At 37.7% G+C, this 14566-nt stretch carries 15 protein-coding genes; 8 read left to right on the top strand and 7 right to left on the bottom strand.

The window, feature by feature from the left end:
- Positions 1-418: 418 nt before the first annotated feature.
- From ACQ96U_RS00360 to ACQ96U_RS00350, 3 genes are all read left to right on the top strand, one after another.
- Positions 419-2503, top strand: coding sequence for a flagellin (locus ACQ96U_RS00360; protein WP_431719240.1), 2085 nt, complete (start codon positions 419-421; stop codon positions 2501-2503).
- A gap of 131 nt (positions 2504-2634) precedes the next feature.
- Entirely contained in the window at positions 2635-4578 is a 1944-nt protein-coding gene (locus ACQ96U_RS00355; protein WP_431719239.1) for a hypothetical protein, read from the top strand.
- A gap of 153 nt (positions 4579-4731) precedes the next feature.
- Positions 4732-5553 (top strand): substrate-binding periplasmic protein, encoded by an 822-nt coding sequence (locus ACQ96U_RS00350; protein WP_431719238.1) that lies wholly within the window; start codon positions 4732-4734, stop codon positions 5551-5553.
- Between the two features lie 199 nt (positions 5554-5752).
- Here the strand turns inward: ACQ96U_RS00350 and ACQ96U_RS00345 are convergent, their stop codons facing one another.
- Positions 5753-6418, bottom strand: coding sequence for a substrate-binding periplasmic protein (locus ACQ96U_RS00345; protein WP_431719237.1), 666 nt, complete (start codon positions 6416-6418; stop codon positions 5753-5755).
- Between the two features lie 169 nt (positions 6419-6587).
- On the opposite strand from ACQ96U_RS00345, the gene ACQ96U_RS00340 reads away from it, so the two are divergent.
- The 4 genes from ACQ96U_RS00340 (at position 6588) to ACQ96U_RS00325 (ending at position 10319) form a co-directional block, all read left to right on the top strand.
- Positions 6588-7343 (top strand): TIGR01458 family HAD-type hydrolase, encoded by a 756-nt coding sequence (locus ACQ96U_RS00340; protein WP_431719236.1) that lies wholly within the window; start codon positions 6588-6590, stop codon positions 7341-7343.
- A gap of 224 nt (positions 7344-7567) precedes the next feature.
- On the top strand, positions 7568-8116 hold the full coding sequence (locus ACQ96U_RS00335; protein WP_431719235.1) for a hypothetical protein: 549 nt from the start codon (positions 7568-7570) through the stop codon (positions 8114-8116).
- A gap of 203 nt (positions 8117-8319) precedes the next feature.
- Positions 8320-8673 carry a hypothetical protein gene (locus tag ACQ96U_RS00330; protein WP_431719234.1) on the top strand — a complete coding sequence of 118 codons (354 nt, stop codon included), beginning with the start codon at positions 8320-8322 and terminating at the stop codon, positions 8671-8673.
- 239 nt (positions 8674-8912) lie between these two features.
- Positions 8913-10319, top strand: a complete 1407-nt coding sequence (locus ACQ96U_RS00325; protein ID WP_431719233.1) for an FAD-binding protein — start codon at positions 8913-8915, stop codon at positions 10317-10319.
- Positions 10320-10390: 71 nt separating this feature from the next.
- Here ACQ96U_RS00325 and ACQ96U_RS00320 read toward each other — a convergent pair whose 3' ends face one another.
- The 6 genes from ACQ96U_RS00320 to ACQ96U_RS00295 form a co-directional block, all read right to left on the bottom strand.
- On the bottom strand, positions 10391-11194 hold the full coding sequence (locus ACQ96U_RS00320; RefSeq protein WP_431719232.1) for a PEP-CTERM sorting domain-containing protein: 804 nt from the start codon (positions 11192-11194) through the stop codon (positions 10391-10393).
- Between the two features lie 498 nt (positions 11195-11692).
- The gene (locus ACQ96U_RS00315) at positions 11693-11857 is read right to left on the bottom strand and encodes a hypothetical protein (RefSeq protein WP_431719231.1); all 165 of its coding nucleotides are present in this window, start codon (positions 11855-11857) and stop codon (positions 11693-11695) included.
- A 9-nt stretch (positions 11858-11866) separates the two neighbouring features.
- A complete protein-coding gene (locus ACQ96U_RS00310) occupies positions 11867-12037 on the bottom strand; it encodes a hypothetical protein (protein WP_431719230.1) in 171 nt (56 codons plus the stop codon).
- 351 nt (positions 12038-12388) lie between these two features.
- A complete protein-coding gene (locus ACQ96U_RS00305; protein ID WP_431719229.1) occupies positions 12389-12973 on the bottom strand; it encodes a PEP-CTERM sorting domain-containing protein in 585 nt (194 codons plus the stop codon).
- A gap of 168 nt (positions 12974-13141) precedes the next feature.
- Positions 13142-13303: a gpW family head-tail joining protein gene (gene gpW, locus ACQ96U_RS00300; RefSeq protein WP_431719228.1), complete on the bottom strand. Its 162-nt coding sequence runs from the start codon at positions 13301-13303 to the stop codon at positions 13142-13144.
- Between the two features lie 13 nt (positions 13304-13316).
- Entirely contained in the window at positions 13317-13661 is a 345-nt protein-coding gene (locus ACQ96U_RS00295; RefSeq protein WP_431719227.1) for a DUF1441 family protein, read from the bottom strand.
- A 362-nt stretch (positions 13662-14023) separates the two neighbouring features.
- Here ACQ96U_RS00295 and ACQ96U_RS00290 point away from each other — a divergent pair, with 362 nt between their 5' ends.
- Entirely contained in the window at positions 14024-14539 is a 516-nt protein-coding gene (locus ACQ96U_RS00290) for a tail fiber domain-containing protein (RefSeq protein ID WP_431719226.1), read from the top strand.
- Positions 14540-14566 lie beyond the last annotated feature (27 nt).

Here is a 14566-nt window from a genome sequence, read left to right as displayed (position 1 = left end):
CTACTACGCTTGGTCGTTTAACCATGAATTATTCCAAGCGTTTTTTTCTCCAATAACACTCTATTACTCGGTTTAGAACAGGGTTGATTACTTCAATTTTTAATCATGTTCGCCATTATTCACTCCACATTAATCATCTCCTCCCCTTTTCTTAATTAATCGGCAATTATTATTTATCACTTAACCGGCAATAAATTGCCTTGTCACGTTTTATATTGCCGGTTTCCTGTCGACTAATGGTTAAATGGTATTTTTATTAAATAAATATGTATTTGTTTTTTCAGTTTTTTTTCACTTTGGCATAAGCATTGCCCCAACAAAGGCAACGCAAATTTCAACTTGTTGCCAAGTTGCCGGCGTAACCCGCAAATTTGATACAAGGGAAGCAGACCGGCTGGTATTAAGGTGGAGAAAAGCCATGCCTCAAATAATTAATACCAATATTCCTTCGCTGAATGCTCAGCGAAATCTGAATAGGTCGCAAACTGATAATGCTGTTGCTTTGCAACGTTTATCATCAGGGCTTCGTATCAATAGTGCTAAAGATGATGCTGCCGGTCTTGCTATTTCAACCCGATTTGACGCCCAAGTCCAAGGTTTATCGGTAGCAATCCGTAATGCGGGTGATGGTGTTTCACTCTCGCAGACCGCTGAGGGCGCACTAGGTGCAATGAAAGACAACTTGTTACGTATTCGTGACCTCGCATTGCAATCAGCCAATGCCACCAATAATGCGTTTGACCGAGAAGCATTAAACGCCGAGGTCGAACAGCTTAAAAAAGAAATAGCGCGTATTTCTGAGCAAACCAGTTTTAACGGCACTAAATTACTGGATGGCACATTCACCCAAGTGACGTTTCAAATAGGAGCCAACGAAGGAGAAAGTGTCACCTTTGGCATCGAAGGTGCCCGAGTTGATGAGCTGGGAGCAGCTCAAAATGTTGGAGTAAGTGCTCGAGGGACCGCCAATGCGCTGGTACAGGGGGATCTTATTATCAATGGCGTCAGTATCCCAAGCTCTAAAGCCACGGATGATACTGCGTCGCTGACGAATAAGAGTGCCAGCGCCATTTCTAAAGTCAGTGCTATTAATGGTGAGTCTGACGAAACAGGCGTAACTGCCGAGGTACTGACTAATACCGTTGCTGGTACAGCACAAACAGTAGCGGATCAAACAGGAAATATATTTCTCAATGGCGTACGTATCTCACTAGCCGTCAATACCAGTATTTCTTCTGAGGGAAACCGTGATGCTGTTGTCGCAGCTATCAATGCCAACTCAGATCAAACAGGTGTTAATGCTGTTAATACCGGGGATGATCAGTCGGGTATTACCCTGGAAGCTGAAGATGGTCGAAACATCACCCTTGTTTACGCAGCTGGCGGCTTAACAGCCGCAGCCACTGGACTCCCCACGGGTAATGTAGCTGCAGGTGCCGCGCCCACAGCAGCGGAAGAACTAGCGGGTACTGTTGCAGGTGGTTTCACCTTAATCTCTCGTGATGGTACCACCATTAAAATCGATCAAGGCCCCGATGGTCAGCTTAATCAAAATGTTGGGTTAGCGGTTGGTGAATACAGTGGTACCGGCGCATTTCTCTCGTCACTGGCAGATTCAGGTAATGCATTAAGCGATGGCAATATTGTCATCAATGGTGTCCCGGTTCCAGCAGGAAATATTTTGGATGATACGGCTTCTTCCACAAGCAAAGACACCAGCGCAATTACTAAAGCAGCAGCAATTAATAAAGTCAGTGAACAAACAGGGGTAACCGCCATTGCTAACCCTAACTTAGTGAATGGTGCAGCCATGACACCAGCAGCCCTAACTGGCAACATCGTGATCAATGGTGTCGCTACAACTGGTTTCTCCACATCGACAGATGCAGAAGAAAGTCGAATTGCCGTGGTGGATGCTATTAATGCTATTGCAGGTCAAACGGGAGTTACTGCCGTTGATACTGGTAGTAGTACTGCGGGTGTACAACTGTTGGCTGAAGATGGACGCAATGTTGATATCGTGTTCAATACGCTAACCAGTGCTGCAACTGGTATTGCCGCTGCAGCCGTTTATGAGTCATCCATTCGGTTATCATCCGCTAACCCTATCACACTGACATCAAACACTAATAATGGGCTTTCTAACCATGGTTTATCTGCAGGCACTTATGGTGGCGCGGAAACTGGCCAATTTGTTCAGGATATTGATATCTCCACCGTTGAAGGGGCATTACGCGCACTGGATGCGGTAGACAATGCGCTACAGTCAATTAATATTCAGCGCGCTAACTTAGGGGCCATTCAAAACCGCTTTGAATCAACCATTGCTAACCAAGAAATTGCTAGAGAAAACTTGGCTGCAGCCAACTCACGGATCAAAGACGCTGACTTTGCCGCAGAAACAGCAGAATTATCACGAACCCAGGTTCTGCAACAGGCTGGTATTTCTGTACTTGCCCAAGCTAACGCTCAACCCCAACAAGTACTACAGTTATTACAGTAGCTAATAATTACGGGGGTTCCTTACTGCTTACTTATTAATGAGGTGTTTCAACACCTCATTTTTGCGTAAGGAAAAGCCAACATTCTAATGAATACACGGACTCGTTAACGGGTATTAGGGGGGGAATTATCATGGCTGAAAACAACAAACCAACAATTGATTTTGGTCTCGCTGATTTTGAGCTTGCAGTGTATCGGCGTAACCATCAAGTTGCCGAAAAGCTGTTAATACAGCTATTAAGGTTTATGGATAACTCCAATCAATTTGGTACTATTTTTGTTGATCCAAATGATATCACTAACAATAATGCTTATTTTATTGGCTTTATCCCTTTCGATAATCGTAAAACTCTGAGTCAACGTCTCGCACTTTACAATAGACTGGCGGCAGCCATTACTGCATTAGCCAGTGATCCTGCCTATTCAATGGGAAATGATTTACGACTTTCATTTTTATTTTATAAATGTCATGTTGGTAATATTTTTAGTGCCTCTACTTATAGAAATATGGATCATATCCTTATCGCAAGAGGAATCTGTAATAACCAGTATGTACTTAACATTCAAAGTGATGATGACTTTCAACAACTGTTGTTATTTTTTTCCTTAGAAAGCAACATAAAAATCGACCATAACTTACTCTTTGAGTATAACTCTAAAACAGCTGGCTATTTTTTTCTAGGGCTTCTCTATAATCTAAATTGCAGTTTTGGCTCAAGAGCAGAACAAAATCGTGCTGAACTTGTCAGCGCTTATCACTTACTCGATAAAGTTCCTTTGGAACCTGTTGTTTATGGTTTGTTACCGAACCCTTGGATGGGGTGTACTTATTTACAGCACCCAGACAAAAACCTTCTCAAAAAAGGTTTAAATAAACTCTGTGAGCGCTGGGTAACCAACCTAATAAATAAAAAAGTTCGCAAAAAAATTAACCACATACCCTCAACATTAACTCATCCAGTCAAACGCATTATAATGGGCATGGAGACCTACAAATCAAACCATTCCATGTATCGCTGCTACCACTCCATTTTACAAACGCTAAAAAAACACTATGAAGTCATCTTAATCTGCAATAAGACAATGATTGATAAAAAGGCTGAAGAAGATGGCCATCGTGTTGTTTATCTTGATGATGATGTACCTACCATCAACAACGATCTTGAAAAGATTATCGACTTACAGGCTGACATGATTATTTATCCATCTCTCGGTATGAGTCGGTGGGCAGTCTTTTTCGCAAACTTAAGGCTAGCGCCTGTTCAAGTTATGTTTCTAGGGCATCCTCATGCCTCTTTTAGTGACTGCATTGATTACATATTACCCTTAGGTATCGATCAACAAGAAAATGGTTTCACCCCTTACTGCCAGGAAACCGTTATACCCGTTAATTTCCCTCAACAGGGTTTTACACGCCGGCCTGATTTACCTGATAAAATTCCTGAAAAAGAACTGCATGATGGCATTTTTCGTATAGCCATCAACAGTAGTTTACCTAAGCTCTCTCCTTCCTTTTTAGCGGCGTGTCAGTCTGTTAAACAGCGGGCCAATATCGCCGTTGAGTTTCATTTCTTTATATTACAAACACGCTCTGCCTTTGGTGATAATCTTGGCAACTTTTCGCTTGAACACATTGGACCTACGGTAATCCATACCCATAAGCCTTATGCCCAGTATCTGCAAGATTTAGCTAATTGTGACCTGGCCTTGGGTACCTTTCCTTTTGGCGGCGTAAACACCAATATTGACTTATCTATGGTCGGTGTACCTAAACTCATCATGGATTGCCCTACTGGTGACTTTTTTGAAAAAACGGATAGTGATTTTTTTAATCAAGTTGATGCACCTTCTAGCTTAAAAGCCATATCCATTACAGACTATATCAATAAAGCCCTAGCACTCATTCATGATAAAGAATTACATGATCAAGGCGCAAAATTTATGCAATCCATCGATTTATCTTCTTTCTTTCAAGTTAGAGACGAATGTGTACTGTCAGTGATTGAGGCACTTCATACAGTGAGCCAGGCCTCTCAACCTAAAGCACAGCCGCTCAAACAACTTAAAGATGCCTAACTATGTAATGACAAACTTATTTTATTTAAAGCAATACACAATGTTATTAACTAAAATAGCGATAGTCTTTCAGGCAGTAACATTTAGTTATTTTAGTATGAAGTCAAAAAAGTAATTATGATATGTTTTAAAAATATATTTAAGAGAAAGTATATGACATTTCACTCTGGTTTTCAGATAATACTTTATTGCTCTTACTTTCTCTTATTCAATTTTTCCAAAACATTTGCTCAAGACATTAATCTATGTAAAAAAGACGAAATCAGTATCGCGTGGTTACCTTTTGAGCCTTTTATGGAAGGCGATATTAGTGAAGAACCAACAGGATTAGATATCCAACTAATCGATAAAGTTTTTGCTGAAGCACGTTGTCATTATAAGTTTATTTATTTGCCATGGAAGCGTTCTATTCATGAGATTCGCTATGGTAGACTCGATATGATTTCATTAGCCTCTATTACAGAAGAAAGAAGAGCGTTTGCCAATTTCTCAGTACCATACCGATTTGAACAAATGCGTTTAATGATTCGAATAGAGGATAAAAACAAATGGCACATTACTACTCTTAAAGACATCGCAAGACAGCAAATGCGAGTAGCTGTTCATTTGGGGGCTTTTTATGGAAAAGAGTTTGAACACCTAAAAAAAAGTGATGCCACATTTGCAGACACGATTTTTACAACAACGGATGATTCCACTCGATTAAGAATGCTCCAGTATGGTAGAGTTGATGCTGTATTACATGATAAAACATTTCTGGAATCTCGAGTAAAAAAAATGGGGCTTGATGGTAAATTTATATTTTTAGACTACCCAGTAAATGATGACTCAATTCACTTTATGTTTAGCAAAGTAAGCGTCCCTATTGAAGATATTGAACGAATCAATAAAGCTATTTTTAAAGTAGGAAAAACCAAATTTTACCATGACTTATATCATTACTCTTTAAACAGAATTTTAGAAAAACGACCTTAGTTTACAATCTACAGTTTAGTATCGAGTTATCATTAAAATAACTTCACCTAATCACTCCCCTCTTTCACTTTATTACTTACTTTTTCCTTTATTTGATATTCGCCCATACGAGAGCTGCGTAAATATCGATCATAGCGGCCATCTGCTTTAAGGTTATCAAGGCCTTTATTGAACTGATCAATTAATTTTTGAGCATTTTTTACTTTTTTACTTTTTTACTAATCATCAAGTGATAAGATGTGAGATTATAAGGCTTTGGATGATAGTCAATCACATTGACAACGCTTTCTGGTAGACTACCATGAAGTGTTGCATAGCCTACATCTAAATCTGAAGGAAAAAGATCAATATGTTGCCTGGCTATCATTTTAAATGCTTCAATTTCACTCGGAATACGAATAATCTGAATATTTGGATTATCTTCCAATTGGTATGAGTAACCCAATACCCCGCCTATTCTGTAATCAGTTAAATCATCATAAGTCTGCCACTTAAAATGATGGCTTTTCAGTTTAAATAAAACCGATGTACCATAAACAACGGGTTCACTAAATAAGAACAACTGTTTACGTTCATCTGAAGGACTCCAAATTAATGTGCCATGATATTTTCCCTTTTTACTACTCTCATAAGCACGTTTCCAAGGCAAAAAAACATATCTTACCGATATACCAACTTCAGCAAATGATTCAGAGACAATATGGGAACCAACCCCATAATATCTGAGGTTTTTTGACAAATAAGGCAGCCACTCGCCATTTGCTAACACGATCTGTTCTTGATCACTTGCTTGAAGCGCCGATAGATAAAACAACATGAAAAAGAAAACGTATTTTGGCATAACTATAAGCGCATCAACAACCACATACTTACCCTACAATGAATACTTGTAGTATAGATGGCTAAGCTCAATTGCTCTGTACCAGTATATGTCACAAGTTACATACTCTATTTTTGCATGTCTCATCAGTAACCACTAGCCTTAAAAGAACAGCTAACTTTATACCATCCTACAGAACCTGTGGTGAAATAACATGAAACTTAACTATAAAGCTTTACTCATCGACTTAAGTGGCGTGTTATATGTAGGTGATGAACCCATTCCAGAAGCAGTAGCAACACTTAAGCAATTACGTGCAACAGGTTTAGTACTGCGTTTTGTGACTAATACTGCTACCCAGAATCACCAGACTATCATTACCAAACTACATAAAATGGGTTATAAGATTAACAGTCAGGAGCTGTTTACTGCTCCTGTGGCTGCAGAACAATACATCAAAGCAAATAACCTTAGGCCTTTTTGTCTTATACACGACGCATTAAAAGAGGATTTCAGTAAACTTGACCAGCATCAGCCAAACTGCGTGCTTTTAGGTGATGCACGTGAACAACTTAACTACAACTCACTCAATAAAGCTTTTCAGCTATGCATGTCGGGCGCTTTATTAATTGGAATCGGTAAAAATAAATACTTTAAAGATAAGCAAGGTTTAATGCTAGATGCCGGTGCCTTTATACATGCTTTAGAATGGGCCGCAAATACTCAGGCGATTATCATGGGAAAGCCCAGTTATACCTTTTTTACTCAAGCTGCTCGTTCGACTCATTACGCTCCCAAAGAGTGTCTTATGATTGGCGATGATGTCGAAAGTGATGTGGTAGGTGCTATTAATGCAGGTTTGGGCGGCTGTTTAGTTCGAACCGGAAAATACCAGGTAGGTGATGATAAAAAACTCCCTGCAACAGCTCATATAATAGACTCATTTAGTCGTTTACTGTCAATAATTTGAACACAAATACTCTATATATTTCCCTCTCTATACTATGTATGTTTACTCAAGTAGAATGATTAGCAACTATGCAAACGCAAACTTTTCTGGTGGTTACTGCTAAAGGACACCTTTAAAGAATTCTACGCATAAGACTAAAGTCCAATTTACTCTTTCTTACCCTATTGCTACCGTCACCTTTTACTCTTCAATATTTAATCACCTGAATTCTAGTGAGGGCTGCAATGAACTGTTTCTATCGAATTGTTATGTTGTATTTCATTTTAGGTTTAACTTCCTCATTGGCTCATGCTGGGGTTATAACCGCAGAGGCTATAACAACAAATGGCATGCATTTTGTTTATGGTTCTGCCTCAAGATTTAGTGATGGCGATACACGGAACCAAGTGTATGTTAACCCTTATACAGATAATGCTTATATCGAGTTTAGTTTTGACGCTTTATACATCAGTGACTTTATCCGCATTTACAATGACTATGCCGTCAATGACGATAGTTTAACAAAATTTAGTCTCGCTTTCTTTAATGCTAAAACACTCGTGACCTTTGAGGAAGCATTAACCTCACCAACATCTGTCTCTACGCATGATATAGCCTATTCAAAACAGGTAGGTCCATTCAATCGTATAAGACTGTATCCAATTGAATCTCAACTGCCACATCGATTTCAAGTACGAGAAATTCAATTTAACACAACAAAAGTTCCTGAACCTTCTTCATTACTACTATTACTTAGCTTCTTACCACTTATATTTCGTCAAAAGCAATCATAGCCAATGATCTGTCACGATTAATTTACAACTTTACCAACGAATCAGGTATTATAGTAAACGTTCTAAAAAAACAAATAATATTATAAATGTTAATGCGAGTAACTTACTACATTGGTAAAATTTATCACAAGCAAAACAGCTGACTGTAACATTACATTTGGTTTAATGATTCACCAAATGTACACATGATCATGGAGGAAAAAATGAAGCTACACAGCATTACAAGTTTACTTGCCACACTAGCAATTTCAACAACAACGCTGGCTGAAGGTGTTAAAGAAGTCTTAATGGGCTTTGACGTACAACCCAATTCACTCGTCTTACATGTCACATCTGGAGGATGTACATCAAAAAGTGATTTTAAAATTGATATCAAAAACAATAAAAATGAACAACCTCCATTACAAGTCACTGTCTTGAGACTAGTGCCTGATTACTGCGAAGCTCATATCCCTAATGGTATTGAACTTCATTATGATCGAGCTTCATTAGGTTTATCTGGGGATATTGAATTTACGCTGACAAATACCATCGGCACAACCTCACCACACTATTAAATATACTCTTTGCAAATCATTGGGTTTGTTGCCAACCACAGCTAAAAATCCATCGCTGTGGATATACAGATGCTGTTTAAGGCCCAGAGTGAGAGAAATCATTAAGCACTCTGGGTAATACTTGAGGTATTACACATGACTACTTAGGTTTATCAGCCACCCTTTGTTTATTATTCAGTTGTGATCGCTGAGCGAAACATTTAGGGTAATGATCACTTACTCCAAACTAAACAGTTTTTATGACTATTACACCCTCCACGCTAATCCTTGCTCTCTTTTTTACACTTTGTAATGTTAGCCATGCAACCACTTGGGATGATATTAGTCATCTAAATCGAACAGCAGTTTCAAAAGTTATCCATGCAAAATCAGAGTACGATGTAGCGCAAGCACTTAAATACGCCAATACTCACAAGTTAAAAGTAGTTATATCTGGAACAAAACATAGCCAAGGTGGACATATTACTTACCCAAATGCTTTAGTTCTGGATATGTCGCATTTTAATCAAATCACTGATCTATCACTTAAAGAGCATACTATAACAGTGCAAAGTGGAGTAACCTGGGATGAAATACAGCAAAAAATAAACCCTTATGGTCTATCAATAAAGGTAATGCAGTCATCAAATATTTTCTCTATTGGCGGTTCTATTAGTGCAAATATTCATGGCCGAGATCCAAACTACGGTCCATTGATTGAAACAATCAATAAGCTACGTATCATGCTTGCTAATGGCGAAACCAAAATGATTAGCCGACAGTCATCACCTCAGTTATTTAGTGCAATTATAGGAGGTTATGGAACACTTGCTGTCATTTTGGAAGTAGAGCTATCACTTACAACTAACATCCTCCTCGAAAAAACGGTAACGGCTGTTGATTACTCAGCCTACTGGCCACATTTGGAACAACTATTACAGCATAATAATATCGCTCTTCATTATGGTCGATGCTCTTTTGTAAAAGGAAAAAATTTTCTCAAAGAATGCTATTCAATCAATTACATCCTTAAAAATAATTTTCCCCTATCAGAAAAACTTAATAATGAAAAACATATAATACGAAACAAATATTTATTTGATTTATCCAGACATAGTCCTACAGGAAAAAAGCTACGCTGGCATTTACAAAAAAGCTTAATCGATATTCCTGGCCAGATACAACATCTTTCAAGAAATAATGCTATGCGTCCTCCTATAAAGTTTTTAACATATTATTCACCAGACGACACCGATATTTTACAAGAATACTTTATACCTACTATCTTTTTTAAAGCATTCATGGATGATCTACGAAAGGAATTCACGACCAAAAATGTAAACTTACTGAGTATAACACTACGCTATTTGAAGAAAAACCAAGAAAGTACACTCAACTATGCTAATGATAATATGATTGCCGTAGTACTGTTTATCAATATTGAAACCGATAAAAAAGGATTAGTAAAAGCGAAGACTTGGACACAGCATTTAGTTGATTTATCCAAAAAATATAATGGCACCTACTACTTAACTTACCAACGATTCCCCTCCAAAGAACAATTCAATTCCTTATATCCTGACTGGAAGTACTTCAAAATATTAAAAGAAAAGTACGACCCTGACAAATTATTTTATAGCCAATTTTATAAGTACTATATCGAGTAACGAGTCACAGCCAGTTAAATGTACAAAACACCCAACTGGCTACTGAGAAGCAACTACTTTACTAAAAAAATTTATTTACTTCTACGAGCTAAACCAGCCCCAAATAACCCAAGAAGAAAAATTGCTAACGTTGAAGGAACAGGAACAGGTGTTGGATCTGGGTCAGGATCAGGAACTACGTCTTCAGTAATACCCGCATAGCGCACATTCCCTTGAGAGTAGTTGTAAAACCCAAATGATCCATTATCAAACTCCGTCAAACCAGCATCTCCAGGAGTAATAGAAAACTCTAGTACATCATCCACCAAAACTTCTATTAACGAAGAGGTAAAGATAATATCAAATGTATAAGTCTGGTTATCCGCCCAACCTGTTGATCCTAAATTTGTAGCACGAGCAATTTCTGAGACACCAGAAGGTACCGTATCATGTCCCCAAAATGGACCTACTCCAGGCATGGTGACATGTGAAATAGCCAACCCTTCAAAAGCTGTACCACCAAATGAACCTTGGTTTCCCTGTTTCCAATCCACAAGGATAAAGTCACTTACTGCACTGTTAATTTCATCAGGATCATAACCTAATACAAAACCAATAAAATCATCATCACCTGTCGTTTCAACAGTAATTTGCCCACTTAACGAAGTACCTTGAGCATTTCCTGTCGGATCAAAAAAAACGGTAGGATTACCATTTGTTGTCTGCAATACAGTATCATTATCTGCTCCAGAAACAACCCAGTTAGAACCTCCTGGACCAGGATGATTGTTTACTACCCAACTAGACAAATCCACTGCTCCAGCCATTACATTAGTTGTCAACAGTGTTACAAGCCCTGCAAAACAAAACTTTCGGCCTTTTTTTAAAGAAATCATATTGACTGTCCACCTCAATATTATTTTACATTTACTTTAGATATCAAAACACACAAGCCAAACACTTCAAAAAATGGACCAATTTTTTCTTTCAATAAATATCAACAAGTTATTCTTTTTATAACACTAATTCAATTTTAATTTATAAAATTTATGAACAATATTTAAACTTTTATCTCCACATTAAACTCTTAGAACTTAACTTCAAATCTCATTAAATTTTGAAGAAAATTTTAGGCAATACATACTGGAGCAACTATTAAAAATTTCATCCTATACTAACATCGTACAAAAATGCTCACGCAATTCAACTATTCAATCATATCCAGTGAACATGGCGGGGATAAATCAATTGATATAGCAAAGTTAACTCACTAGAATAAGTTGACCAGCAAACTGTTTAGACGTCATCGAGTTTATGTTGTTTGATGTATTTCTCAATTCTCTTATTCCAGATTTTTGCTTTTTTGGCATATAATGAAAAACCTAATTTTATTATTACTTCATGGTTTTTAATTTTTCTTGAGTTACTCCTGGACTAACCAACCCTTCATTATAAATCATACAAATAGTGCGAGCTAAATACGCTATATTATATGCATTCTTTTCCATATTACATTTTCCAACAGACTCATTTAAAATAATTCCCTCACCCCAACCCATCAGCTTGTACTAACCAACACACTGCAACTTAATTTCATAACTTTTTAATTCACAGTAATTTTTTTCAGAAAGCTCAGACAAATATCCATACATACAACATTGTAAATCGTATTGATTACATGCAGGATCAAAAAACATCCAAGCCGCCCCAGCATCCTCAGAAAAAACACGTTCGTACATAGCTACCATCACTTTTTAATTTTGAGGGTTTATTTTATTATCCTCTTGCCCAAACATTTCAAAAAAGTAGTATTTTTCTCGAATCCTTCAAAGTGGTGAAGTATACCCAAACTTTGATTACTGTCGTATTTTTTGAGGGATATGACATTGATCTCGAGTGACTTCCCAACTTTCATACCTATTGGCATCTGGATTAAATAACTTGGGTATTTTTGAATATTCTAAGGCAAACACACCACACAATGAATGTCCCTATAATCCTTTTTTAGCCAGCATATAATAAAAAAACCCGAAGAGTAAATAGAAAACTCAACGGGTGATCGGAAGAGAAAAATTAAATTACTGATTTTTTTATTTTTGCTTTCTTTTTCTTAAACCAGCGATACCCACCAGACCTAGTCCAAATAAAGCAGCGGTTGCAGGTACAGGAATAGGATCTGGTTGAGGAATAATACGTGGGTTATATTCTACGAAAAAACCACGTGTACTTGTTGAAGGTAAATCATTCCAAGTTCCACTTGAAAGCTCAAGAAAATCTTCTCCAAACAGGTCATTAGGTTCGCCTGGACCCCAGCTTGCGTATGTAGATGTGCTTCCTCCTGGGCCCCCTGACCAAAACTGCGTTCCCGCTTCAGGACCATCGACCCAGCGCCAGTCACCTTCTAATCTTGCATCCGATCCGCCCAACCACCCATCTAAAGACAATGTGGTTAAAAATGTATTTTCGAGTGCGGAGGTCACTGTAGCCAAGTATCCAGGGGCACCTAAGTAACTCATACCTAAAGCTGCTGTACGAGCTGTTGTCCAAGTAGTTGCTCTTGGAATATATTCATAGAAATGCCCTGTCCCTGGAAAAAACACAGGTACAGCAAGAGCAGAATTAAATGATGTAATAGAAGCCACTAAAATAGCCGTTTTAAGCAGTATTTTTTTCATGAGAGTGAACCTAATTAGTGCAAGTTAAAATTCACTATGTACTTTGCTATTTAAGTGCCAATAAAAAAAAACTGAGCGATATCAGAATGATAATTCAACATGTTGATACATATATGTAATTGTTTATTAGAACTGTATAAATGACTGATCATTCACTCAATATATTTTTCAAAATATTATTCGGAATACCCGACGCTGTTTAGACTGATTTATTTCCGCTTCAAGCTGCTGAATATAACGCTCCAAATCTTCAGGCTTGTGATACGTTACCATTGCCCCATCCGCATCACGGATGGAAGCACGCAAATCCCCCGTGCGTAATTTATGCAAAGCCTGTCGTGCTTCAAATAGTGTTAACAGGCCCTAAGGTATGCATCGTACGGCGTACTTCTTCCGCTTTGCACAATAAGCCTTCCTGTTGCTCAAGCTGTAAGCGTTGGATCTCGGATTGATACCAATCCTTGCGGTCCTTGGGTTGCATTTTGTCAGGATCAGAAATCACAGGCAGCTGATTCTGTCCAAATAAAGCCGGTCCAACTTGGTCTGACGGATACACCGAATAACCTTTGACTTTATCAACCGGTTCAATACCCGCTTGTTCTAATCGTTTCGAAATGGTTTTACGGCACATACCAAATAGCAACGCCATTTGGCTGATCGACCATTTTTCATAGGCCTCAGAATTCATGAGCATTCACCTCAGAAGGAATTGGGCAAAAGTAGTGTTTTTTAAGGGGTTAAGGCTAACTGCTGGTGCGGCGTATAGGTGGGGAATTTTTTGCGTTTACCGCGAGGTTGGGTGTAGCGAAAATTAGCATTACCTTAATAAGGACCCACGATCACTAAACCCTATTAAACAAGGCATTTTATAACCTTAAAAGCCAATTATTAATTAATTTATTTTTTAACTTAATTAAACAACAAATACAAATTAAAACAATTGTATCCATTAAAAATTCAGCTTTTTATAGTGATGTATATCAACTTACCAACAACATCTTACCAGTAACATCTTTTTTAATAGTTAGACAATTAGACGGTTTTCAAAAAATGATTAGACGTTACATTAATTTTATTACTTTGGTTCTATTAAGCTCAAGCCAAGTCTATGCCAACGCAGACACAGTGGTCATTAATGGCAAGAAAGTTAAGATCGATACCAATCAAGTTATGGAACAATTAAAAGATTCTATATTAAGACACAGTGATTATAGACTTAAAACCAATGTTCTTTCTCTTCAAAATAGCTTAGATAAATTATCAACGATTAAAGGTGTATCTTATAACTATGACATACCTATGAGTGAAGAACACAATGCATTAATTCAATCATTGCCTGCAGCAGACCAACAAAGTTGCTCCGAAAAATTTAACAAACTAACTCAAATACAAAATGAACAGATCGGTGTTATTGCTCAAGATGTTCAAGCTGTTTTCCCTGAGTTAGTATCAAATAAATGTGGTTATCTTCAAGTGGATTATGTTGGCTTAATTCCTGTAATGATTGAAGCCATTAAAGAACTAAAACAAGAAGTCAATGATTTAAAAAACGAACGTCAAATTTAGTGTTTTTTAAAGATGTTGATTCGCCAC

Origin of the sequence: Zooshikella sp. RANM57 (assembly GCF_050749885.1) — a bacterium.
GTDB lineage: Bacteria > Pseudomonadota > Gammaproteobacteria > Pseudomonadales > Zooshikellaceae > Zooshikella.
This window is presented reverse-complemented; position numbering and strand designations above follow the sequence as displayed.

Coding starts and splice junctions, on each gene's coding strand:
- ACQ96U_RS00360 (WP_431719240.1), top strand. CDS start 419: ATGCCTCAAATAATTAATACCAATATTCCTTCGCTGAATGCTCAGCGA.
- ACQ96U_RS00355 (WP_431719239.1), top strand. CDS start 2,635: ATGGCTGAAAACAACAAACCAACAATTGATTTTGGTCTCGCTGATTTT.
- ACQ96U_RS00350 (WP_431719238.1), top strand. CDS start 4,732: ATGACATTTCACTCTGGTTTTCAGATAATACTTTATTGCTCTTACTTT.
- ACQ96U_RS00340 (WP_431719236.1), top strand. CDS start 6,588: ATGAAACTTAACTATAAAGCTTTACTCATCGACTTAAGTGGCGTGTTA.
- ACQ96U_RS00335 (WP_431719235.1), top strand. CDS start 7,568: ATGAACTGTTTCTATCGAATTGTTATGTTGTATTTCATTTTAGGTTTA.
- ACQ96U_RS00330 (WP_431719234.1), top strand. CDS start 8,320: ATGAAGCTACACAGCATTACAAGTTTACTTGCCACACTAGCAATTTCA.
- ACQ96U_RS00325 (WP_431719233.1), top strand. CDS start 8,913: ATGACTATTACACCCTCCACGCTAATCCTTGCTCTCTTTTTTACACTT.
- ACQ96U_RS00320 (WP_431719232.1), bottom strand. CDS start 11,194: ATGATTTCTTTAAAAAAAGGCCGAAAGTTTTGTTTTGCAGGGCTTGTA.
- ACQ96U_RS00315 (WP_431719231.1), bottom strand. CDS start 11,857: ATGGGTTGGGGTGAGGGAATTATTTTAAATGAGTCTGTTGGAAAATGT.
- ACQ96U_RS00310 (WP_431719230.1), bottom strand. CDS start 12,037: ATGTACGAACGTGTTTTTTCTGAGGATGCTGGGGCGGCTTGGATGTTT.
- ACQ96U_RS00305 (WP_431719229.1), bottom strand. CDS start 12,973: ATGAAAAAAATACTGCTTAAAACGGCTATTTTAGTGGCTTCTATTACA.
- ACQ96U_RS00295 (WP_431719227.1), bottom strand. CDS start 13,661: ATGAATTCTGAGGCCTATGAAAAATGGTCGATCAGCCAAATGGCGTTG.
- ACQ96U_RS00290 (WP_431719226.1), top strand. CDS start 14,024: ATGATTAGACGTTACATTAATTTTATTACTTTGGTTCTATTAAGCTCA.